At 67.4% G+C, this 23,151-nt stretch carries 14 protein-coding genes; 6 read left to right on the top strand and 8 right to left on the bottom strand.

Going from position 1 to position 23,151, the window contains the following annotated elements; all coding sequences use genetic code 11:
• Positions 1-37 precede the first annotated feature (37 nt).
• Positions 38-1,285: an MFS transporter gene (locus IE069_RS13470; RefSeq protein ID WP_189351087.1), complete on the top strand. Its 1,248-nt coding sequence runs from the start codon at positions 38-40 to the stop codon at positions 1,283-1,285.
• A gap of 114 nt (positions 1,286-1,399) precedes the next feature.
• Here IE069_RS13470 and IE069_RS13465 read toward each other — a convergent pair whose 3' ends face one another.
• Together IE069_RS13465 and smc are read right to left on the bottom strand one after the other, a co-directional pair.
• Positions 1,400-3,256 carry an asparagine synthase-related protein gene (locus IE069_RS13465; protein WP_189351086.1) on the bottom strand — a complete coding sequence of 619 codons (1,857 nt, stop codon included), beginning with the start codon at positions 3,254-3,256 and terminating at the stop codon, positions 1,400-1,402.
• Positions 3,257-3,692: 436 nt separating this feature from the next.
• The gene (gene smc / locus IE069_RS13460) at positions 3,693-7,292 is read right to left on the bottom strand and encodes a chromosome segregation protein SMC (RefSeq protein ID WP_189351085.1); all 3,600 of its coding nucleotides are present in this window, start codon (positions 7,290-7,292) and stop codon (positions 3,693-3,695) included.
• Positions 7,293-7,519: 227 nt separating this feature from the next.
• Here smc and IE069_RS13455 point away from each other — a divergent pair, with 227 nt between their 5' ends.
• The 5 genes from IE069_RS13455 to IE069_RS13435 all read left to right on the top strand — a co-directional run bounded on the left by IE069_RS13455 (position 7,520) and on the right by IE069_RS13435 (position 15,261).
• Positions 7,520-8,902 carry a UDP-glucose dehydrogenase family protein gene (locus IE069_RS13455; protein WP_189351084.1) on the top strand — a complete coding sequence of 461 codons (1,383 nt, stop codon included), beginning with the start codon at positions 7,520-7,522 and terminating at the stop codon, positions 8,900-8,902.
• A 148-nt stretch (positions 8,903-9,050) separates the two neighbouring features.
• A complete protein-coding gene (locus IE069_RS13450; RefSeq protein WP_189351083.1) occupies positions 9,051-9,935 on the top strand; it encodes an ABC transporter permease in 885 nt (294 codons plus the stop codon).
• 4 nt (positions 9,936-9,939) lie between these two features.
• A complete protein-coding gene (locus tag IE069_RS13445; RefSeq protein WP_189351082.1) occupies positions 9,940-10,785 on the top strand; it encodes an ABC transporter ATP-binding protein in 846 nt (281 codons plus the stop codon).
• Positions 10,786-11,207: 422 nt separating this feature from the next.
• Positions 11,208-12,539, top strand: coding sequence for a glycosyltransferase family protein (locus tag IE069_RS13440; RefSeq protein WP_189351081.1), 1,332 nt, complete (start codon positions 11,208-11,210; stop codon positions 12,537-12,539).
• 139 nt (positions 12,540-12,678) lie between these two features.
• A complete protein-coding gene (locus IE069_RS13435; RefSeq protein ID WP_189351080.1) occupies positions 12,679-15,261 on the top strand; it encodes a glycosyltransferase family 4 protein in 2,583 nt (860 codons plus the stop codon).
• Positions 15,262-15,343: 82 nt separating this feature from the next.
• Here IE069_RS13435 and IE069_RS13430 read toward each other — a convergent pair whose 3' ends face one another.
• From IE069_RS13430 to IE069_RS13405, 6 genes are all read right to left on the bottom strand, one after another.
• A complete protein-coding gene (locus tag IE069_RS13430; RefSeq protein WP_189351079.1) occupies positions 15,344-17,476 on the bottom strand; it encodes a glycosyltransferase in 2,133 nt (710 codons plus the stop codon).
• A gap of 53 nt (positions 17,477-17,529) precedes the next feature.
• Complete coding sequence (locus IE069_RS13425; RefSeq protein WP_189351078.1) at positions 17,530-19,011, bottom strand: glycosyltransferase family 4 protein; 1,482 nt, start codon at positions 19,009-19,011, stop codon at positions 17,530-17,532.
• Positions 19,012-19,130: 119 nt separating this feature from the next.
• On the bottom strand, positions 19,131-20,114 hold the full coding sequence (locus IE069_RS13420; protein WP_189351077.1) for a Gfo/Idh/MocA family protein: 984 nt from the start codon (positions 20,112-20,114) through the stop codon (positions 19,131-19,133).
• A complete protein-coding gene (locus IE069_RS13415) occupies positions 20,111-21,214 on the bottom strand; it encodes a DegT/DnrJ/EryC1/StrS family aminotransferase (protein WP_189351076.1) in 1,104 nt (367 codons plus the stop codon). The genes IE069_RS13420 and IE069_RS13415 overlap by 4 nt, the downstream gene beginning before the upstream one ends.
• Complete coding sequence (locus IE069_RS13410) at positions 21,211-21,819, bottom strand: acyltransferase (protein WP_189351075.1); 609 nt, start codon at positions 21,817-21,819, stop codon at positions 21,211-21,213. The genes IE069_RS13415 and IE069_RS13410 overlap by 4 nt, the downstream gene beginning before the upstream one ends.
• A gap of 16 nt (positions 21,820-21,835) precedes the next feature.
• Positions 21,836-23,137 (bottom strand): nucleotide sugar dehydrogenase, encoded by a 1,302-nt coding sequence (locus IE069_RS13405; RefSeq protein WP_189351074.1) that lies wholly within the window; start codon positions 23,135-23,137, stop codon positions 21,836-21,838.
• Positions 23,138-23,151: the final 14 nt, after the last annotated feature.

The raw sequence follows: 23,151 nt of genomic DNA, 5'->3' as shown, positions 1-23,151 counted from the left end.
TTCCGCCTTTCCGCACCGGGCCTAGAATGTACGAGCCATGACGATTCAGAGCCCCGCGACCCCGCAAGAGAAGATCCCCTCGGAAATCAAGGTCCTCATCGGGGCGGCGTTCGTTATCGCCATCGGCTTCGGCATCATCGCGCCGATCCTCCCCCAGTACGCGTCGAGCTTCGACGTCGGCGCCGCGGCGGCGGCGTTCATCGTGAGCGTGTTCGCGTTGACCCGCCTGCTCTTCGCTCCGGTCTCCGGCCGGCTGACGGAGAAGCTCGGCGAGCCGATCGTGTACGTGGGGGGCGTGCTCATCGTCGCCTTCTCGACGATCCTGGTCGGCCTCGCGCCGAACTACGAACTGCTGCTGCTGTTCCGCGCGCTCGGCGGCATCGGATCGACCATGTTCACGGTCTCCGCCATGGCGCTCATCGCACGCCTCGCTCCCCCGACGATCCGCGGCCGCATCTCCGGGCTGTACGCCGGGGCGTTCCTCATGGGCAACATCGCCGGGCCCGTCGTCGGCGGCCTACTGGCGGCCTTCGGCCACCGGCTGCCGTTCTTCATCTACGGCGGCGCCCTGGTCGTCGCGGCCGCGCTGGTCCACTTCTCCCTGGCGCGCGTCCGCCGTCGTGCACTGGCTTCGGGACAGGACGACGCCGGCGCCGCACGCCCGCCGGGCCTCAGCGTGCGCGCTGCGCTCGCCTCGCCGACCTACCGGGCGGCGCTCGTCTCGGGGTTCGCGAACGGCTGGACGAACTTCGGCGTCCGCGTGGCCATCGTGCCCCTCTTCGCGGTCTTCGCCTTCGGCCAGCACGGTACAGCCATCGCGGGCATCTCACTCGCACTCTTCGCCGCGGGCAACGCCGTGACGCTCACGTTCTCCGGCCGCCTGACGGACCGCTACGGACGGCGCCTGCCGGTGATCATCGGCCTCGCGATCGGCTCCGTCTCGATGGGCTTCCTCGGCCTCGCCGAGTCCGTTCCCGTCTTCATCGCCCTCTCCGTCGTGGCAGGTGCGGGCATCGGCGTCATGAATCCGGCCCAGCAGGCGGCCGTCGCCGACGTCGTCGGCCAGGGCCGCAGCGGTGGCCGCGTGCTGGCCACGTTCCAGATGTTCACCGACCTGGGTGCCATCCTCGGCCCGGTCGTCGCCGGGCTCCTGGTCGACCACGTGGGCTACGGCTGGGCGTTCGCGGTCGGCGGCCTGATCGGCCTGGTCGGCGTCGCCGCCTGGGGTCGCGTGCCGCGCCCCGACGAGGACCCGGTGGTCGCGTCGGATCGGGAGCCTTCGTAAGGTGCGGTTCCCGTCGCATGCGGATGTCCGGCAGAGCCGCGCGCGTCATTGGCGGTGGGGTCGATTTGCACTCATCTGGTCGCAAACCACCACGGGACACTCCTGATGGAACGATCAGTCGCTCAAGGACATCCAGCTGCGCTCGAGCCACAGGTCCGCGAGTAGTAGCCGCCAGAGCCGCAGACGGACGATGCGGGCGGGCGGCAGGTCCGGGTATGGAGCCAGAGCCTCGTTGACAGGCATCTCGGTGAGTCGTTGGACGATGTCCTGCATCGCGTCGCCGAGCATCGGACGCAGGATCTCGTAGCGCGGGCTGTCGACCAGGTAGCGGGCCACGGAACGAAACGGATCGCCGACATAGTCGCGGAACGCAGGGCGGTCTACGCTCTCGGGACGGATCAACGGGCCCTCGAAGGGCGGCGCCACAGCCATACGTTCGGCGTAGTAGGGCCCGGAAACGCCCTCCATCGGCTGGGTGATCTCGAACCGGAAGCGGCCATTGGCCGGCGTGGGCACTCGAACGGCCTCTGGCCAGATCTTCTCCACGGCCAGGAAGGCGGCGATATTGCGCATGCGGTTGATCGCGGGCAGCACGTCCGCGACGGCAGCCACCTGTGAGTCCAGAAACGGGTACATCAACTGGCTGACCCTGTCGACCTGAATATTGTGTGGCTGGAGGTATCGGCTGGAACGGATATCACGTGCATACGCGTACAGGTACTCGAGGTTGCTCAGGCCGTGGACACTGCTCATCCACCCGGCCACCGCGTTGCGGGTCTTCTGGTTCAGCTCCGAATTGAGCATTCGCGCATCGACGCCGAAGAGTTTGGCACGAACCTCGTCCAGCGTGTTCTTGCCCGACTTGTCGAGTACTCCCTTGAAGAGCGGCCACTGCCCGGCAGCCAGCATTTCGCGGCCATTGACCGGCGCGGCAGCCGCGTAAGGCGCAGTCAGGGCTTCGGATGGCATGAAGCCCTGCGACTCGAAGATCGAGCGGCGCATCGACTCGATGAACCCGTCGTCGTCAGTTAGTTCCGGGTAGACCACCCGGTGCGGGACACCTGCGCGTTCGGCGAGGATCGTGGCCACCGCCGCGTCCGGCGAGTCTTTGCCGCCCTGCGTCACCGCCGTGATCTCAAGAGCGGAATGCCCCTTCAGGAGTCCGAGAATGATGCGGCTGTCCAGCCCGCCGCTGAGCCGAAGCTGAACCTGGTCCGAATATCGGCGGTCCACGCAGCGGCGGGTGGCGGCCTGGAACGCCTCGGCCAGCTCGGCGGCCCCGGTGTGCCGCTCGTTCTCCTTCTCCGCCAGTTCGATACGGTCCGCGATGGGCGCAGGACCAAATCCGATCTCGCCGTCCACAACTGCGAGAGTGCTGCGCGGTTTGAGCGTCGAGACGCCTTTGTAGGGCGTCGCGCCACCAATCGAGAAGCCAAAGTTGAGGTACTCGGGCAGGTACTGCTCGACGTCGAGCTCGACGCGCCCCAAGTCGCCGTCGTTCATCGCAAGGGCGATCAACAGCGGCCGGTTGGAGACGTACGTGTAATCTGCATCCTGGGCGTAGTGCACGGCTTCAACGGTTGGGACCGTGTTCCAAGCGAATAGACGCTCGGTGCTCTTGTCGCCCATCACGGCCATGTAGGTGCCCCACACGGGCTCTGAGTAGCGGAGCTGTCCGCTCGCCGAGGCCATCGCCCGCCATAGCGGGGTGGCCGTCCGAGGCGAGGTGCTGGCGGCCCAGCGTCCCTTGAGCGTGTAGAAGACGTCGGTCTCCCCGTCAGCCGCCCACTGCGCGACGGCACCGCCATTGAGGCTCAGGTCCGGGCGGACAGTCGGCTCGGACCGGTAGCGCGGTCCCAGCAGCGGCCGGGCCGCGTCAGCGACCGCGCCGAGCATCGCGTCGAGCGGGCGCGCTGGAGAGGCTTCCGAACTGCGGGGAACAACGGCAAGAGTGAGGGCCATAAAAATCATCCTACTAGCCTCGACAACCACCGCTGGCGCGGCGCAGCCACTCTTCTGGCGAAACTCTCGAAGGGGTCGTTTCAGCTCCACCGAGTTGATCGCCAGATGGGGGTATACCTCCCGCGCGTCCCGCGGGAACGAAGTTCAGAGCAGACTCTCAGTTCCTGGGAGAACGGAGACGTGCCCCGGCGACACCCGGCTTCATGACGACCCGGGAGCCCGTGCCGAAGCGTGGCGTTATTGATGAGGGGTTTCGCGGGAGCCGTCCGCGGCCGCGGCGGAGGAGACGCCCCGACACGAACCCGGGAAAGCCCTGCAGCTTCGAAACAGAACCGGCTCCCGTTTCAATGATGAACTTCGTCTTCTCACTCGGCATCGTGACCACTCTGCGATCGGTGGCAAGTCGACCGCCAGCCTCGGTTCCCGACCTACGAAGACTGAGCGATCAGGCCTCGACCCGCTCGAGCTTCTGGCTGATCACCTGCGAGACGCCGTCCCCGCGCATGCTCACGCCGTAGAGGGCGTCCGCGACCTCCATCGTGCGCTTCTGGTGCGTGATGATGATCAGCTGGCTCGACTCCCGCAGCTCCTCGAAGATCATGATGAGGCGGCCCAGATTCGTGTCGTCGAGCGCTGCTTCGACCTCGTCCATCACGTAGAAGGGCGACGGCCGTGCCTTGAAGATCGCGACCAGGAGCGCGACCGCCGTCAGCGACCGCTCGCCGCCGGAGAGCAGCGACAGCCGCTTGACCTTCTTGCCCGCGGGCCGAGCCTCGACCTCGATCCCGGTGTTGAGCATGTCGTCGGGGTCGGTCAGGACCAGGCGCCCCTCGCCGCCCGGGAAGAGCCGGCCGAAGACGCGCTCGAACTGGGCCTTCGTATCCGCGTAGGCCTCCGTGAAGACCTGCTCCACGTGTTCGTCGACGCCCTTGATGATGTCCAGCAGGTCTTGGCGGGACGTGGTCAGGTCCTCCAGCTGGCTGACCAGGAACTTGTGGCGTTCCTCGAGGGCTGCGAACTCCTCGAGCGCGAGCGGGTTCACCTTGCCGAGCGACTGCAGGTCCTTCTCCGCGCGCTTGAGCCGTTTCGTCTGCTCCGCGCGGTCGTAGGGGACGCCCTCGGGAACGGGCTCGCCGTTCTCGTCGACGCTGCGGCGCAGCTCCGCCCACTTGTCGTCCGCGGGCACGGGGACCGGCTGGTCCGGTCCGTAGTTCTCCACCAGGTGTTCCGGCGTCAGCCCCAGCTCGTCGACGGCCCGGTCCTCTAGGACCTCGATCTTCAGCCGCTGCTCGGCCCGCGCCAGTTCCTCGCGGTGGGCCCGGTCCGTCAGCTGTCCGAGTTCGTGGTTGAGGGAGTCGGCGATCTTCCGTGCGTCGGCCAACTCCGATTCGAGGCGCGTGCGCTCGGCTTCCGTCCGGGTGAGCTCGTCCCGCGCGGCCGCCAGCGACACCTCGACGGCGGCCGCAGCGTGGCGGGCTGCGGCGGCGACGGCGCGGGCGATGCCCGCCTGCCGGGCCCGGACGCGGGCTCGGCGCCGGGCCTCGGCGCGGGCGCGGCGCTCGGTCTCCGCTGCGCGCCGCAGCGACTGGATGCGCCCGTTCAGGTTTCCTGCGCGCTCTTCACCGCTGCGCAGGGCCAGGCGGGAGTCGACCTCGCGCTGCCGCGCCGCGGCGGCCGCCGCGTTGAGCCGGTCCCGCTCGTCGCTGGACGGTTCCCGTTCGTCGTCGGGCTCCTGCTGGGCTGCGTCCAAGCGCACGGCCAGGTCTTCGAGGGAGGCGAGCTCTCGGGCGATCTGTTCCTGCGCCGCCGCGGCCTGGTCGTTCAGGCGGACGACTTCGGCGTCCGCCTGACGCAGGGTCGCGCTGAGGCCGGCCAGCTGCTGGCCGACCTCAGCGTTCCTGGCCTCGGCGGTCCGCTGGGCCCGGCGGGCCTCGGCCTCGTCGCCCTGTGCGCGCTCCAGAGCCTCCCGGGCGGCCGCCAGCTCGTCCGCGATGCCCGCTTCCCGGTCCGCCGTGGCGTCCAGCTCCACGCGCGCGGCCTCCAGATCCGCCTGCTGCTCGATGAGCGACGGCGCCTTGGCGGTGCCGCCCTCGACCGTCGCACCGGTCACGACGTGCCCGTCCCTGGTGACGGCGCGCCGGACGCCGCCGGAAGGATCGCCCAGCAGCCGATATGCGGTCTCGACGTCCTCGACGACGACGGTGCCGGCCAGCAGCTCGGCCAGCGCCGGCGCGATGGCGCTGTCGGCTTCGACGACGGACAGCGCCGCGCGAACCGCGTCCGCGCCCGCCGCGGCCGGGACGGGAGTCTCCGCCCGGGTGTCGTCGTGGGGCGCGAGATGCACGAGGTGGAGGCGGCCCAGATCGTCCCGCCGAACGTCCCCGAGAAGCTCCGGGGCCCGCCCCGCGTCCACTGTGAGCGCCTCGGCGTACGGACCGAGCACCGCGGCGACGGCCTGCTCGTACCCCGCCTCGATCCGCATGAGGCTCGAGAGCCGCCCGCCCAGGACCTCGGGCCAGCGTTCGAGGGCGTCGGCGCTGGCGTCCCGGCGTTCGAGGGCCGCCGTTAACGTATCTACGCGCGCCTGCAGCCCGGCCCGGATCCCGTGCACGTCCCGGGAGGCCGTCTGGAGTTCCTCGGCGGCCGAGCGGGCCGCCGCGACGGCCTGCGACGCTGCTTCGTGGGCTCGCGCGTGCTCGGCGACGGGTTCCCCGTCGGCGTGCGCGGCCTGCTGTTCGAGGACCGTGTACTCCTCCTGCGCGCGGTCCCTCCGTTCGGAGGCCTCGCCGGCCGCAGAGCGCAGTCGGTCCCGTTCGCCTTCCGCGGCCTCGACGCGGCTGCGCGCCGCGGCGACCTGCCCGGCCAGTCGGGCCAGCCCCTCCCGCCGGTCTGCCGCGGCCCGCAGCAGGGTCGTCAGCCGCTGCTCCTCGGCCGCCGCGGCCTCCTCCGCTGATCCGCGGTCCGCGACGGCGCCCTCGAGGTTCTCGGCGAACTCCTCGTTCTGCTCCTGGAGTTCCTCGAGCTCCTCTGTCAGCTGGTCGGCCTGCTCGGCCAGTCGTTCAGGGTCGCGCCCCTCGTCGGAGCCGGACGCGTCGGTCTGGCCGAGGAGCCGGGAGCGTTCGTCGGCCAGAGCGGCCAGGGAACGGAATCGCTCCAGCGCCGAACCGAGCGAGTAGACCATGTCCCGGGCGGCGTTCTGCGCCGGCGTCGCCTGTGCGGCGTCGACTTCCAGACGCGCGAGGTCGTGCCGGGCGCGCTCGAGGTCCGCGGTCACGGCCTGCTGCCGTAGTTTGACCGCCTCCTGATCCTCCTGGTCACGCTCCATCCCGTCGCGGAGGTTGACGAGGTCGTCCGCGAGGAGGCGGGATCTGGCATCGCGGAGATCGAATTGGACGGTCTGCGCCCGCCGGGCGACGGCGGCCTGCTTGCCCAGCGGCGTCAGCTGCCGCCGGATCTCCGACGTCAGATCCTGGAGCCGCTGCAGGTTGGCCTGCATGGCGTCGAGCTTCCGGAGGGTCTTCTCCTTGCGGCGGCGGTGCTTGAGGATGCCGGAGGCCTCCTCGATGAACCCGCGCCGGTCCTCCGGTGTCGCGTGCAGGACCCGGTCGAGCTGGCCCTGGCCGATGATGACGTGCATCTCGCGGCCGAGGCCGGAGTCGGAGAGGAGCTCCTGGATGTCGAGCAGGCGGCACTGCTCGCCGTTGATGGCGTATTCGCTGCCGCCGGCGCGGAACAGCGTGCGCGAGATGGTGACCTCGGAGTATTCGATCGGCAGGGCGCCGTCGGAGTTGTCGATCGTGAGCGAGACCTGGGCGCGTCCGAGGGGCGGGCGCCCGGACGTGCCGGCGAAGATCACGTCCTCCATCTTGCCGCCGCGGAGGGTCTTGGCCCCCTGCTCGCCCATGACCCAGGCCAGCGCGTCGACGACGTTCGACTTGCCGGAGCCGTTCGGCCCGACAACCGCGGTGACCCCCGGCTCGAACTCGAACGACGTCGCCGACGCGAAGGACTTGAACCCTCGGACGGTCAGGGACTTCAGGTGCATGGGCCCTTCCTTGTCGGCGCTGGGGCTGGCCGAGTCGGCGGCCCGCGCAGTTCCGGTGCAGCCTCAATCTACCGCGGACGCCGCCCGTGGGCCTTCTGAACCGCCGCGGACACGGCGAACTGGTCACGCACAGGTGCCCGGCTCTTCACACCTCGGACACCCAATCAACATGTCGTGTTGGCCCGCAGAGACGGGCCTCCGCCCGACGCTTCGATACGATGTCAGACATGGATTTGAACATCACCGTCATCGGCACCGGCTACCTGGGTGCGACCCACGCCACCTGCATGGCCGAGCTGGGGTTCAACGTCCTCGGCGTCGACGTGGACCAGGACAAAATCGATTCCCTCTCGCGCGGAGTGCTCCCCTTCCACGAGCCACACCTCCCCGAGCTGCTGCGCAAGCACCTCGCTTCCGGAAGGCTCCGGTTCACCACCGACTACACGGAGGCGGCGGAATTCGGGGACGTCCACTTCATCGGCGTCGGCACGCCGCAGAAGCCGGGCGAGCACGCAGCCGACCTCACCTATGTCGATGATGCCGTCCTGCAGCTCGCACGCCACCTCCGCAAGGACGCCCTGATCGTGGGCAAATCCACGGTTCCCGTCGGCACAGCACGGCGTCTGCGCGCCGTCGTCGACTCGGTCCTCGCCGAACGCGGCATGGACGGCCTGAAGGTGGCGCTGGCCTGGAATCCGGAGTTCCTCCGCGAGGGACGCGCCGTCGAGGACACGCTGACCCCCGACCGCCTCGTCGTCGGTACCGGAACGAACCGCCCGGAGGATACCGAGCGTGAATGGGCGCACGGATTGCTGCGCCGGGTGTACGCAAAACCGCTGTCGGCGGGCACACCGCTCATCGAGACCGACTACGAGACCGCGGAACTGGTCAAAGTAGCAGCAAACGCCTTCCTCGCCACCAAGATCTCGTTCATCAACGCGTTCAGCGAGGTGACGGAGATCGTCGGCGGAGACATCCGCACTCTCGCCGACGCGCTCGGACACGACACCCGCATCGGGCGGAAATTCCTCAACGCCGGAGTCGGATTCGGCGGAGGCTGCCTCCCGAAAGACATCCGCGCCCTGCAGGCGCGGGCGAACGAAGTAGGTGCTTCCGCTGCCATGCGCTTCCTGACCGAGGTCGACGAGATCAACCTGCGCCGCCGCGACCGTGTCGTGCACCTCGCCGAAGAACACCTGGGGATTCTCGATGGCGCCCGCATCGCCGTCCTCGGCGTGTCCTTCAAACCGGAGTCCGACGACGTCCGGGACTCCCCCGCGCTCGACATCGCCGCCCGCCTCTACAGCTCGGGTGCCGAGGTCAGCGTCTACGATCCCCAGGGCAACCGGAACGCCGCAGCGCGTTTCCCGCGGCTGAACTACGTTGATTCGGCGCATGCTGCTGCAGCCGAAGCCGATCTGGTGCTGCTGTTGACGGAGTGGGACGAATTCAAGCGGATGGGCCCGCAGGACCTGGAGCCCTATGTCCGCGAACGGCGCATCATCGATGGCCGCAACGTCCTCGACGGCGAGAAATGGACCGACCGCGGTTGGACTTTCCAAGCACTCGGCCACCGACCCGGCGTGCCCGAAACTGTCGCCGCGAGGTGACGTTCACGATACGAAGCCGATAATTCGCCCGTCATTCCGGACCCATCGCGCCTAGGTGCGGCCCGCACCAGCGCGTCTTCGACGTCGACGCCAGCGTTTACGCCTTAGAGTAGGTCAGGCACACGAGCGAAAGGCGTCAGCGAAGACCATGACGGAACAGGTTCCAGCGAGCAATCGCACTCAACGAATTCACGTCTCCCCACACGATCTGGTCAGTATTGGCGCCCGCCCCGGATTCTTCGAGTACATACGGCAGATCTGGCAGTTCCGGTCGTTCATCCACTTCGATTCCCGATCCCGTATCGCCACCGGCAACAGCGACGACGCTCTGGGCCGCATTTGGCTCGTTCTGAACCCGATCCTCAACGGCGCGACGTACTTCTTCGTCTTCGGGATCCTGCTGGACACCGCCAAGAACATCCCGAACTTCTTGGGCTACCTGATCATCGGCACGTTCATGTTCCGCTTCACGACAGGTGCGATCACGCAGGGAGCCCGCGCGCTCAACAACAACCAGTCGATGATGCGCGCCTTCAACTTCCCGCGCGCGACCTTGCCGCTGGCGGTGAACGTCCGCGAGCTGATGTCTCAAGTCATCGTCATCACCACCATGCTGGTGCTCATCCTGGCGATCCCCCCGCTGGAGGAGATTTCCTGGCTGTGGTTGCTCATCTTCCCCGTGGTGATCGTCCAGTTCCTCTTCAACTTGGGACTCAGTCTGCTGCTGTGCAGAATCGTGACGCGGTTCCCCGACGTCGTGAACCTGATTTCCTTCGGCACCCGGATCTGGCTCTACCTCTCCTGTGTCTTCTTCTCGCTGGACCGGTTTGAGAACAACCCCGGGATCTACCAGGCGATGCAGCTGAATCCGCTTTTCTGCGTCCTCGACATCACACGCGACGCCCTCCTCTACGGCAACGTCCCGAGCTTCGAGCGATGGGCCGTGCTCGGTACCTGGACGCTTGTGCTACTGATCGTCGGCTCTATCGCCTTCTGGAAGGCCGAAGAGTCCTACAACCAGGAAAGGGCCTAGTGGCATGACCGGGGAGAACCTCGAAAAGGATGTCGCAGTCGTCGTCGACCACGTGTCGATGACCTACAAGGTCCGGGCCAAGGACGACGAGGGAAAACGGACCCTCCGCCGCCGCGTCCGGGACTTCATCGGGACCACTACGGTCGATGTACATGCCCTGAAGGAGCTCACATTCGTGGCGCACCGAGGCGAGAGCGTCGGCGTGATCGGCACCAACGGCTCCGGCAAATCGACGCTGATGAAGATCCTCACCGGGCAGATCAATCCCACGAGCGGCAACGTGCACGCTACGAGCACGCCGGTGATGCTCGGAGTCAACGCAGCGCTCCAGCCCCAGATCTCCGGCGACGACAACATCACTCTCGGCTGCCTCGCCATGGGGATGACCCGAAGGCAGCTCGAGCCCAAGCGGGAGAGCATCATCGCTCTCGCGGGCCTGCAGGACTCGATCCATCTGCCACTGAAGTCGTACTCATCCGGCATGTCGGCCCGCCTCCAGTTCGCCATCGCGACCTCGATCGATCCGGATATCCTCATCATCGACGAGGCGCTGAACACCGGCGATGCCCAGTTCCGCGAGAAGACCCGCCAGCACCTGGACTCCCTCCGCGGTCAAGCCGGCTGCGTGTTCCTGGTCAGCCACTCGCTCGGCACCATCCGCGAGATGTGCAGCCGCGTGCTCTGGATCGAGCGCGGCGTCCTGATCATGGACGGCGACCCGGAGGAAGTCACCGAGCAGTACGACTCGTACGCGGGCCAGATGGGCCGTGGTCGAGTCAAAGCGCCGCGCAAGCAGCGCAATGCCTTGATGGAGCAGTTGGTCAAGACCGAAGTCGTGTGGAGCCCGTAGTGGGTCCGCCCAATGCCTCGGGCTTCCCGGCCCGCGCCCGCAAACTCGGCCGCGCTGGTCAGGCCTTGGGACGGCGGGTCGCCGACCGCGTCACTGACCGCGCCACGCACTTGGCTCTCCGGGCGGCCACCCCGACGTGGCGGGAGAGCATCCCGCAGCGCGCCTGGCCCCGGCTTGGCACGCGGGACCACCGCGCCGTTCCCGACGTCGACGACCCCGCGTCCTACTTCCTGCCCCTTGCGCAACCATGGCGCTTGGGTCCCGTCTTGCGACCGGATGCTCGGAACAACGCCGTGCTCGTCCTCGCCTCGGATGCGAAAGCACCCGAAATACCCGCGATCGGGCTCCCTCGCCTCTACGTGGTGGTATCCGTCGACGGAACTCGGATCCCCGCGCCGGCACCGCTCCCCCGAGGCTCTCGCGTGCTCTATGCTGCCCAACCGGACGCCGGACAGTACCTGGCCCTGTTGAATTCTTGTGCGGCGGTCTGGGCGCCCGAATCCGCTGACGAGCAGACCTTCGCCCCCTGGATCCTCGGCTCCCGTCTCGCTGGGGTTCCGGTCCGACGCGTCAACCGGCGCACGCGACTCGAGCCCGTGCACCGATACCACGACGAGCCCGGCTACGGGGGCGGCCTCTGGGGTGCGGAGCGCCGCAGAACGCGGTTGTCGGCCCTCCGGGAGCTTGATGCACTGCAGGGCGGTCCCGGCGCTTCCCTCGGCTACCCATCCAGCGACGCATCTGGTGAGTCGAGGCTGCAGGTCCGGGAATCGCGCCGCATCCTCCTGGCCGGTCACGACCTCAAGTTCACGCACGAGATCGTTGCCGCACTCGAATCCGCCGGTCACCAGGTCCTCGTCGATCAGTGGGAGGGGCACAACCGGCACCAGACTGACCGTTCGCGGGGCCTGGCGGCAGAGGTCGACGTGGTGTGGTGCGAGTGGGCTCTGGGCAACTCGGTCTGGTTCACCCGCAACCTCCCTGCCACGACCCGAGTGGTGACCCGCTTCCATCTGCAGGAGCTCACCACGAGCTTCCCCCGGCACATCAGCTTCGAAGGCGACCGCCACATGATTTTCGTCGGCGAGCACATCCGCCGTGAGGCCAATCGGCACTTCGGCTGGGCGCGTATGAAGTCCAGCACCATTACGAATGCAGTGAAAGTCCCCGCACAGTCCGTTCTCGGCGATCCGCACAAGATCGGCATGGTTGGCGTGACGCCGGCACGCAAAGGCTTGTCCACGGGCCTGGACGTGCTCGAGGAGCTCCGAGTGATCGACCCGGCCTACGAACTGCACCTGAAGGGGCATAGGCCCACCGACTACGCGTGGTTCCGCGAGCGCTCCACCGAACAAGACTATTTCCAAGAGCAGTACAGGCGCATCGAACGGTCCCAGCTACTCCGAGGCGCAGTCCACTGGGATGGCTACAGTGCGGATCTGGATCCCTGGTACGCCGGGATCGGCATTGCCCTCTCCACCAGCGACTTCGAGTCATTCCATTTCACGCTTCCCGACGGAGCCGTCAGGGGCGCAGCTCCGCGCTCCATCGCTTGGCCCGGCAGCGACTTGCTGTATCCGCAGCAGTGGCTCGAGGCTGATGCTTCCGGCGTGGCCGAATCCATACTGTCGCTGAGAGACCCCGACAACCATGCTGCGGCGGTCGCCGAGGCAGACGACTACTGCCGCAAACGCTACGGGACAGACGTCGTCGTGGAACAGTTCGTACGAACTCTGCTCGGCCCGACCCACTGACCGATGGCGGTGCTGCGCGGCAACGCAGGCGCAGCCGTCTGCTCGTGATCGAGATCTGGCTAGACTCGACCGCGAACGATCCCCGACACGCAGGATACTGAACGAGGAGCAAGAATTGACGCAGGCGCAGGGGCCCCACATGGCCATGCTCGTCGGAAATCTGGTCGTCGGCGATTCACGCGTACTCAAAGCAGCAGAGAGCGCCGCCCAAGCTGGATACCGCGTCACAATCGTGGGTGAACGCAATCGCACTGTCACGTCGTTCAGTGCCCACGACGACATCCCCATCTACCGCATCTCGATGCCGTTCGAGCGCACCATACGCTGGCAGCAGGAAAATACCTACGGCTCGCGTTCCAACGCCTGGCGGACACCCCTGCTAGCCGACATGCTCCAGGGCCACGCGGTCGATTCGGCGGCGGTCGCCCGGCAGCACCGCGAGGTCCTGCCGCCATTGAACGGCTCGGCCGCGTGGACCCGCATACCCGTGCGTCTCGCCACGCGACTGGGCCACCGCACCGGCGCCTCGGCGTCACGCGCCGCCCGGAACCTACTCGACGCCGGCTCCGAGAAATGGCCGAACGCCGTCGGCCGAATACGCGAGAACGCCAGCACCTTCGGGGAGAAGTACCGGGAGGTGTGGCCGCAGATCGAAGACTACGAGGAGGGGTTCCTTCGCGCGCTCGTCGCCCTCGATCCGGACCTGGTTCATGTGCACGACCGGCACCCGATGGCGGCGGCCGATACCTATGCGTCCTGGCGTGCCGTTCAGGGGCGCCCCGTCCGGTGGGTTTACGACGCCCACGAATGGCTGCCCGGCGTTGATTTCTCCGGTGGATCCCAACCCCGGAGTGCCTGGCTCGCCGCCGAACGCGACTTGATTCAGCGCGCCGACGCAGTCATCACCGTCTCGGACGAGCTCGCGGAGCGCATGATGAAGCGCCACCACCTGGCCCAACGCCCCTCCGTCGTAGTCAACGCCCCGTCAGCAGGGCGCCACCCCATGGACCCGGCGGACCGCTGCACCCTGCGCGCGGAGTGCGGACTGGACGAGAGCACGCCGCTCCTGGTCTACGTGGGCAAACTCTCGGAGTCGCGAGGGATCTTCGACGCTGTCGCTGCCTTGCCGCTCCTGCCGGGGACACACCTTGCATTCGTGGCCAACAAGGACCCGAAGCTTCGGGGTCGGCTACGCGAAGTAGCTGCCGAACTCGGTGTGGCTCATCGAGTGCACATCCACGACTACGTCCCCGCCCGCAACGTCACGTGGTACGTCGCGTCGGCTACGGCCGGCCTGAGCCCACTGCACCCGACGACGGCACACGAGGCCGCACTGCCGACCAAGATTCGCGAATACATCCAATCCGGTTTGCCGGTGGTGGTCTCCGACCTCGCCGCCCAGGCCTCCTTCGTGCGCGGCCACGGTCTCGGCACGGTTCACCGGCCCGGTGACGCGGAAGATCTCGCCCACGCGATCAGGACTGTGCTCGACGACGTCGACCGATTCGCCGAACGGCTCACAGAAACGTTCGCACGGGCCCACACGTGGGAGGGCAGCGAGCCCGTCCTCCATCGCGTCTGGGCAGGCCTCCGCCCGGCACCCGATCGGGTTCCCGATACTGCCGACAGGCACAGCAATCCCTCGAAATGGCTGGTTGTAGGACCCGTCACCCCGGCAGTGCGAACTGTTCTCGATACTGTGGCCGAACTGGCCGGGACCGACCACACCGGTCCCGTGTTCAGGTCCATCGAGCGTCCGGCCGCGCCGGAGAAGCCCGACCTGTTCGGCCGGCTCCCGGGGCTCCAGGAGGCGACGGCAATAGTCACCGAGGCGGCCCGTGACGTCCGTGCGGTCGTCGTCGGGGACGCGCTACCCGCGCTGAACGGGCACGCAGGTTCTCCGCAGGCCGAGCGCCTCGCGCTGAACGATCTGGGCGTGCGCACGGCGGCCATCCTCGATCCCGATGCCCTTTTCTCGCGCGGCCACCTCGCGGAGGTGAAACCCGACCATCCCCTGCTCGATCTCCAGGGTTCCAGTGCGACCCGGTACGACCGACAGACGGGCCGGGTCCGCGACGGCCTCCGTCACGGACAGTGGCCGGTCCTGACGTGGGGCGAACTCGCGGCGCGACAGTTCCCCGATGCCGTCTGGCTGCCCTACCCGGCGCCCCTGAGCTGGTTTCCACATGCGACCGGTAGCGTCGGCGAGGCCGCGCCAACGGACGGCACGGCAACCGCAGGCAATCCGAGGATCCTCATCGCCGGGGTTCGACGTTCGGCCGCGGAAAACCGGGTGCTTGCCTCCGCCGTCGAGATCTGGCGGGCCGAAGGGCTCGACGTCGTCGAACTCCCGCCGTTCGTACCCGGTGCGCCAGCGCCCGAGGCCCTCGTGGTGGCCGCCGGCCGTGCCGCGATTCTGGTCGACGCTCTGGCTTCGGGTGAGCCCACGCCCTACGCGGTTATGGCGTGGGCCCACGGTCTGACGGTCGTCGGCGGGCCTCCGCATCCGCTGCGCGAGGATCTCTCCCGCACAGCTCCGCTGCGGATCAGCGGGCTCGACGCACTCGGCGAGACTGTGTTGAGCATCGCTGCTGCTCTGGCCAACGAGCCGGCCGAGGGTGCGGCGGCGCAGGCCCGCCGCTCGGAGGGTCCCGCCTATGTCGAGCGCGTGCACCGCCAGGAATCCCTGGCACGACTCGGCCGGGCACTCGGCACCGACTGAGCGCAGGGCGCCGCAGCCGGGCAGCGAATTCGCATCCGAATACCCTGATGGGCGCAGGCCGCCTTCCGCGGGCCGGCGCCTGTCAAGAAGTCGACGCCGGCTGCGAGCCCTCGCGCTCAGAGTCGAGGAGCGCTTCCAGCTGGCGGATTCGTGCCGTCCAGCTCTCGGTGACGCGGGCACGTCGGATCGCGTCCGTGTAGTCGTGCCGGCTCATCGCCTCGAGGGCCTCCGCGACCGAGGCGGCAGTGCGCTCACAGGTGGTGCCGATCTCGTTGGACTCGACGAAGTCCGCGATGGCCATGTCGCTGTACGTCAGCAGCGGGAAGCCCTTTTCGAGCATACTGACGGTCTTGTACGGGAAGGCGAATCGCGCATACTCGCTGTCCAGGAGGACGGTCCCAATGGTGACACCCTCCCTGGGCGCGTACACGTCCAACTCGTCCGTGGTGATCGCGACCCGGGCGTCGTCCTCGAGACCGTGTGCAGCCAAGAACCCCACGAGGTTCTCAACCTCAGCCGGGCGGACGAGGAAGTCGAAGCGGAAGCGCTCCGTTGGGAGAGACGTGATGGCCTGCAGATAGCTGTCCATCGCGTAGAAGGAACCGACACCGCCAGCGTAGAGCAGCGTGGTGGTCTCGGAAGCGTTGGCGTGGGGGGTGACAGCGTTGGCATCGGCAACAGCGGGCGGCATCGCCGCCCAGCGGTACTCCGCGTCGTCGAGTCCGGCGAGCAGGCTTTCGAAGCCGACCGCGGATGCATCGCACGGAGCCAGCAGCACGTCCGTGCCTTGGCCGGCGATGGACAACTCGCGCAGCCCGCGCTTGATGAATTCCTGCTTGCGCTCGGGGTCGTCGAGGAAGTCGGCGTCCTTCTCCAGCCAGTGCAGATCGCGCACGAACCAGGCGCTGCGTCCGCCGGCCGCGCGGAACTCTGCGAACAGGCGCTCGAGGCCGTTCAAGGTGGTGTCGAACGGGATCGGAGACGTCGAGTTCTCGGCGTAGAGCAGGCCGGCCGCACGGCCACCACGGAGCAGCCGGTGGATCAGATCCGCCCGGCGCTCGAAGACCCCAGGAGTCGAGTAGACCCGGACTGCTGGACTCCGTTCGTCCAGTGCCTCAGCCATGTTCCGGACGCGCTGCGGACGCGCCCCGTTGGTCCGGTCCTCCAGCGGTGAGGTGGAGAAGAAGACATCCAGCGGGCCGTCAGCTTCGACGGCGCGCAGTTCTTCGTAGAGACGCGGGACAGGACGCTCCATGATGCGACGGAGCGGTACCATCGGATCGTCCGAGGTCGTGGGCGGCGTGACCGTGTCTGCAGGCTGGACCGGGTCAGCGCCTGACTCGGATCCGCCGGAGAGCACCTCGTCGAGAACTTCGCCGAGCCGTGCGCCGCGTCCGGTTCGCCCGAAACCGGCACGATCCGCCCAGAACCCCATGCCGATGGTGTCCTCGACGACGAATCGGTCTCGAGTCGCTGGTGCATCGAACGCATCCGCGAGTGAGCTGTGGTCCCGCGAGACGCCGATGAGAACGGCGTGGGTGAACCCCTCGAGGCGCGTGCTTGCGATGTCGTCGAACCGGCGATTCCGCTGCGCATCGCGCAGCCGGTACAAGGAAGCGGCCGAGACGGCCTCTGCGCTTCCGCCGTAACGCTGGGCGACGGCGTCGAGCATACGGCGGTAGGCCTCCAAGCGCGCCTCGGACATGCGCTCGGGATGAAGCACCGCGACTTTCGGGTACTGTCCCGCGCCTGCGGCCGACGGTGGCTGCAGCAATGGCCGCAAGCTGTCCACTGGCCGCGTCGAGTGCAGGAGATGAGCACTGTTGGACCCCTTGGACAGTGCTTTGTCGAACTCGTACTCGTCCTCTAGGAGGATGCGCCCGGCGGCGCTGGTCAAGGCCTCGAAGTCTTCGGTGAGGACAACACGTGCCGAGGAGAAGTCCAGGTCCCCACGCCAGAGCAGCGGCGTGAAACCACGCTCGCAGTGCCGAGCCATCGCCCCGCCGGCCGCGATCCCGGAGGTGACGACGTCGTCATAATCGCCGCCCTCCACCAGCAGCCGGTAGAAGCTGTTGATGGCGTTGCCGGTGCTTCGGTAGGTCCAGGATCGGACCCAATCGGGGACCACCTTCGCCGGGTGGTAGGCGCGGCGACGCAGCCACTGAGCGCTAGGCGCGTCGAATACGTCGACGGTGTGGCCGGCGTCGTCGAGCACGTCGACCCACATCGCCTCGGCCGGGCTCATCCCGGATGTGAGCAGGAGGATCTTCACGCCTGGCTCCCTTCACTGGACGGGTCCACGGTCTCGGCGGTGATACCGAGCATCCTCATCTCCTTGCGGATGGTCGCGTCGGGGCCGCTCTGGCGCTCTGCTCGTTCTGCTGCGGCGGACGACATCCGGCGGAACAGCTCCGGGTTCTCGAACAGGCGGATCAGACCGGCGACCATGGCGTCAGCGTCCTCGCCCGGGGCAAGGACGGCGCAGGTCTCATCGACGAACTCCGGGATGGCGCTGACCGTGTTGGTCACCGGAACCAGCCCGCTGGCCATTGCCTCGTCACGCGAGACACCCTGCGAGTCGAGCCGGCTGGGCACCAGGAAGACGCCGTAGTCGCGGTGCAGTCGAGCAATCTCGTCCTGGGCGGCGAACCGGCGTTCGACCGTGATGTTCGCGTCGTCCTCGAAGGCCGACTCGAATCCGCCGAAGTGGCGTCCGTCACCGATGATACGGGCCTCGATCCGGTCCCAGTGTGCGGTCTCGCGCAGCTTCGTCAGAACCTCGATAGCGATGTCGCTGCCGTAGTTGAAGTTGCTGGCCGAACGCACCCAGAGGAGCCTGAACCGCTGCTCCGGGTCCTTGGGCACGTAGCGGAACAACTTGGTCTCGATGACGTTGTGCACCACCTCGGAGCGCGCTGCCGGGTAGACGAGCTCCATGTCCTCTTGGGAAGCGCGGCGCCACCAGTCGGAAACGAACACGAACTTGACCGGCCCCCAGGGGTGGGCGAGTACCTCGCGCCAGAGGGCCTGCCGATCCACGGTGTCGGCAATGGCAGCATCGACCTGGTCCGGCGAACGGTAGTTGTACCGGGTGCGGACCCAGCGGCGCGACTCGAACCCGTGCATGAAGCAGAAGAACGTCTGCTCCTTGAGGTCGTCCTGGATCTGGTCCCAGATGTAGCGGCCCATGAAGTGGACGCCGACGCTGCGGTAGGTGGTCCGGCGCAACAGCTCCCGCGCCTCCGAACCGTCGCCTGTGATGACCGTTACGCCGTCGTATTGGTATACCGACGACTCGGTTTCGGGGCCGATGACCACCACGTGGACCCTTGCACCAGCCTCGAGGTAGTACTTGATGCGGCGGTGGACGAATCCGTTGCCGTATTCGTTGCCCACGCTCGGGTAGACGTTCACGACGACGAGGTGCGCCCCGGCCTCCGTTTCCTCCCCCACGTCAACCAGCCGAAGGTATTCGTCGACGAGCACACCGGCCGCAGCGTCGTCCTCATGACTGCCGGCTGCGTTCCCGACTGCACGGGCGGTCGCCTGTACGGCGAACAGGCGACGGCGCAGGTACGCGGCCTCGAGCTGCAGGTAGGTGGAGACCTCGCCGGCGGTGTATGTGCTGCCTCGGTTGACCAGGGGGACGTCGGTGTCGCTGTACGCCGCACCGCGAGCGTATTTCCGACCCGCCGCTGGCGTGCCACGAAGGACGTGTCCGAGGCGGTGCTTCATGTCGCTGTCGGGCAACAGGTCAAAAAATTCTCGTCCAGCGTTTTTGACGGGCTTGGGGAAGCGGCGGGCGGCACGGCCGACGGCCCCGGCCAGTTGCCGTCCGCTGCTGCGAATCGGTCTGGGGACTTGGGGGCTCATAGGTGGACACTACTGCCGGAGTCAGCCGATTCGAGCATTGATTCGGCAACGCGCAGCGTATCCAGGCCCTCGCGCATGGACACGTAGGCGTTCCGGTTGCCGAGGATGCCGTCGCGGAAAGCCTCGTGCTCTGTCTTGAGGGGTTCGGCCTTGGCGAAGGCATAGCGGGTGACGTTGCCCTCGGAGACGCCACGGAAGGCGGACAAAGCGTCCCATTCGGTCGGAACGCTGCCGTTTTCGTAGAAGGTCAGATCCGCCGTCACAGTGTCCGCCACGAACGCGCCGCGTTCGCCGGTGACGATCGTCAGGCGCTCCTTCATCGGCGACAGCCAGTTCACGATGTGGTTGGTGATCACCCCGGAAGCAAGACGGCCGGTGGCGACGATCATGTCCTCGTGCGGACGCTCGGAGGCAGTGAACGTCTTGGCATTCACCTCGGCGAACGGGGACTGGGCGATCCACGCCGTGAGGTCGATGTCGTGGGTTCCAAGATCCTTGACGACGCCGACGTCTGCAATACGGGCCGGGAAGGGGCCCTGACGACGGGTCGCGATCTGGTAGATGTCCCCCAGCTCGCCGGACTCGATCCGCTTCCTCATCTGCTGCAGGGCCGGGTTGAAGCGTTCGATGTGACCAACCGCGCCGACGAGCCCGGCGGAGTCGAACGCATCGACCAGCCGCTGGCCGGCCTCGACGTTCTCGGCGATCGGCTTCTCCACCATGACGTGCACGCCCGCCGCGGCGAGCTTCAGCCCGACCTCTTCGTGCAGTCCGGTCGGGACCGCGCAGACCACCGCGTCCACGCCGTGGGCGATGAGCTCCTCGACCGTCTGGAACAGCGGCAGGCCGGCTGCCGCACCGTGCTTGTCGCCGAAGGGGTCGGCGACGGCGACCAGCTCGGTCCCCTCGATGCTGCGCATGACACGGGCGTGGTGGCGACCCATCATGCCCAGGCCGATCAGGCCGGTCCTGATGCTCATGCGCTCGCCTCCTCGAGGACGGTATTGACGGCGTGGATGATCCGCTGCAGATCCTCAGGGCTCAAGGACGGGTGCACGGGAAGGGAGAACACGGACCGCGTCGCCTCACGAGTCGCCGGCAGGTCCGCCTCGACTCCGAAGGACGGAAGCTCGTTTGTCGGCACCGGGTAGTACACGCCCGTGCCCACACCGAATTCATCCTTCAACCGGGACAGGATCTCCGACCTCTTCGAGACCAGATCCTCGGGCAGGCGGACGGTGTACTGGTGGTAGACGTGTACCGCGCCTTCGAGCACCACCGGCGTCTTGACGTGCTTGAGACCGGCGTCGAGAACAGCCGCATTCTCCTGGCGCTGCTTCGTCCATGCCGCGACCTTGGTCAACTGCACGCGTCCGATCGCGGCGTGGATGTCGGTCATCCGGTTGTTGAACCCGATGAGCTCGTTCTGGTACTGGGTCTCCATGCCCTGATTGCGCAGCAGGCGCATCCGCCGGCGCATGTCCTCCGAGTCCACGGAGACCATGCCGCCCTCGCCGCTGGTCATGTTCTTCGTCGGATAGAGGCTGAACATCCCGAACGCGCCGAACGTGCCGACCGCGCGGCCTCTCCATTTCGCACCGTGGGCCTGGGCCGCGTCCTCGAACAGCATCAGCGAGTGCTTCTCGGCAATCGCGGCCAGCTCGTCCATCCGGGCAGGATGACCGTACAGGTGCACCGGCATGATGGCCTTGGTACGGCCCGTGATCAGTGACTCGACATGGGCCGGATCCAACGTGTAGGTGTCCAGTTCGATGTCCGCGAAGACAGGTGTCGCTCCGGCCAGACGTACTGAATTTCCCGTTGCAGCGAACGTGAACGCCGGAACGATGACCTCGTCACCTTCGCCGATCCCCGCTGCCAGCAGCCCCAGATGCAGACCGGAGGTGCCCGAGTTCACGGCCACGCAGTCCCGCCCCTCGACGAGCTCTCGCGCGAACTCCTCCTCGAACGCGGCTACCTCGGGGCCCTGGGCGACCATTCCGCTGCGCAGCACCCGGTCCACGGCCGCGCGCTCCTCGTCGCCGATGATCGGTTTGGCCGGCGGGATGAATTCAGTCATGGTGTCTCCTCTTCCTTCACCAGTGCGTCGCCGACCTCGCGGTACGTCTCGCCCGTGTCCGGGCAGATCCAGCGACCATCATGTTCTTCAAGCTTGCGGCCGGTGGTCCCCACCCAGCCGATTCGGCGGGCCGGAACGCCGGCCACCAGCGCGTGCGCGGGTACGTCGGCCGTGACCACGGAACCGGCGGCGACCAGGCTCCAGGCGCCGATCTCCACGGGGGCGACGCACACCGAACGCGCGCCGATGGACGCGCCACGGCGGATGGTGACGCCCACAGCATCCCAATCGGACGCGGACTTCTGGGACCCGTCGGCGTTGATCGCGCGGGGGTAGGTGTCGTTGGTCAGCACAACGGCCGGGCCGATGAAGACGCCGTCTTCAAGCAGCGCCGGCTCGTACACCAGCGCGTAGTTCTGGACCTTGCAGTTCTCCCCCATGCTCACGCCGGTGCCGACGTAGGCACCCCGGCCGATAATGCAGTTGCGGCCCAGACTCGCCTGCTCCCGGACCTGGGCCAGATGCCAGATCTTGCTTCCCGCGCCGATGCTGGCATCGGCCGAGACGTCGGCCCCGTCTGCAGCGAAAACGCCCGATTCACTCACGTGATGCTCCTCGTCGCTAAGCGTTCTTCGGTGGCAGCCCGATGACGCGATGCGCGACGCCGCTCCACTTCTGCGGGTCGGTCATGTTGCGCCCGTCCACGAGCGATCGAACGCCCGGAAGATCCGCCGGACTCAGCTCCCTGTAGTCGGCGTGATCGGTCTGGATGACGGCCGCGTCGGCCGCCTCCCCCAGATGGTAGGCAGTGAAGCCGAGGCTCTCGAGCTCCTCATCCGTGTAGAGCGGATCATGCACCAGGACCACCGCCCCGCGCTCCTTGAGCGAGTCCACCGTGGCGAATACGCCGGAGAACGCGGTCTCCTTCACGCCTCCACGATAGGCAGCACCCAGGACGACGACGCGCTGACCGGCCAGGTCGCCGTGGACACCCGCCAACATGCCGACGGCGAAGGCCGGCATATCCGCGTTCGCGGCGCGGGCGGTCCGCACGATCGAGGCCTCGGGGTCATTCCAGAGGTACAGCCGGGGGTAGACCGGGATGCAGTGCCCTCCGACGGCGATGCCGGGACGGTGGATATGACTGTACGGCTGCGAATTCGAGGCCTCGATGACCTTGTAGATGTCGATGCCGTTCTCGCCGGCATACCGCGCGAACTGATTGGCCAGGCCGATGTTCACGTCTCGATACGTCGTTTCGGCGAGCTTCGCCAGTTCAGATGCCTCGGCGCTGCCGAGGTCCCACACGCCGTTGGGCCGCGCCAGGTCCTCGCGGTCGTCGAAGTCCAGCACGGACTCGTAGAACTCCTTCGCCCGCAGTGCACCGGCATCGCCCAGTCCACCGATGAGCTTGGGGTACTTCCGGAGATCCGCGAAGACGCGGCCCGTCAGTACACGCTCCGGTGAGAACACCACGTGGAAATCCTCGCCCTCGACCAGGCCGGACCCGGCCTCCAGCATCGGCTTCCACCGGGTACGAGAGGTGCCCACCGGCAGGGTCGTCTCATAGGAGACCAGCGTGCCGGGAGTCAGGTGCTCGGCCAGGTCCGTCGTCGCTGCGTCCATCCACCCGAAATCGGGTTTGGCATCGGAGTCGACGAACAGCGGAACCACGAGAACGACGGCGTCTGCGCCCGGAACGGCATCGCCGTAGTCGCTCGTAGCACGCAAGGAACCGTTGCCGACGGTCTCAGCCAGCTTCTCCTGCAGCTGATACTCGCCCGGGAACGGCTCCCGCCCCTCGTTGACCAGATCAACCACGTTCTGGTTCACATCCACGCCGACTACCTCGTGGCCCTTCGTGGCGAACTGCACCGCCAGCGGCAGCCCAATCTTGCCGAGTGCGATCACTGCGATCTTCACCAGTACGTTCCATC

It is taken from the genome of Zhihengliuella salsuginis (genome assembly GCF_014651715.1).
Classification (GTDB): domain Bacteria; phylum Actinomycetota; class Actinomycetes; order Actinomycetales; family Micrococcaceae; genus Zhihengliuella; species Zhihengliuella salsuginis.
Note: the sequence above shows the minus strand (reverse complement) of the source record. Positions and strands in the feature narration are given on the sequence as shown.

Coding starts and splice junctions, on each gene's coding strand:
- IE069_RS13470 (WP_189351087.1), top strand. CDS start 38: ATGACGATTCAGAGCCCCGCGACCCCGCAAGAGAAGATCCCCTCGGAA.
- IE069_RS13465 (WP_189351086.1), bottom strand. CDS start 3,256: ATGATTTTTATGGCCCTCACTCTTGCCGTTGTTCCCCGCAGTTCGGAA.
- smc (WP_189351085.1), bottom strand. CDS start 7,292: ATGCACCTGAAGTCCCTGACCGTCCGAGGGTTCAAGTCCTTCGCGTCG.
- IE069_RS13455 (WP_189351084.1), top strand. CDS start 7,520: ATGGATTTGAACATCACCGTCATCGGCACCGGCTACCTGGGTGCGACC.
- IE069_RS13450 (WP_189351083.1), top strand. CDS start 9,051: ATGACGGAACAGGTTCCAGCGAGCAATCGCACTCAACGAATTCACGTC.
- IE069_RS13445 (WP_189351082.1), top strand. CDS start 9,940: ATGACCGGGGAGAACCTCGAAAAGGATGTCGCAGTCGTCGTCGACCAC.
- IE069_RS13435 (WP_189351080.1), top strand. CDS start 12,679: ATGGCCATGCTCGTCGGAAATCTGGTCGTCGGCGATTCACGCGTACTC.
- IE069_RS13420 (WP_189351077.1), bottom strand. CDS start 20,114: ATGAGCATCAGGACCGGCCTGATCGGCCTGGGCATGATGGGTCGCCAC.
- IE069_RS13415 (WP_189351076.1), bottom strand. CDS start 21,214: ATGACTGAATTCATCCCGCCGGCCAAACCGATCATCGGCGACGAGGAG.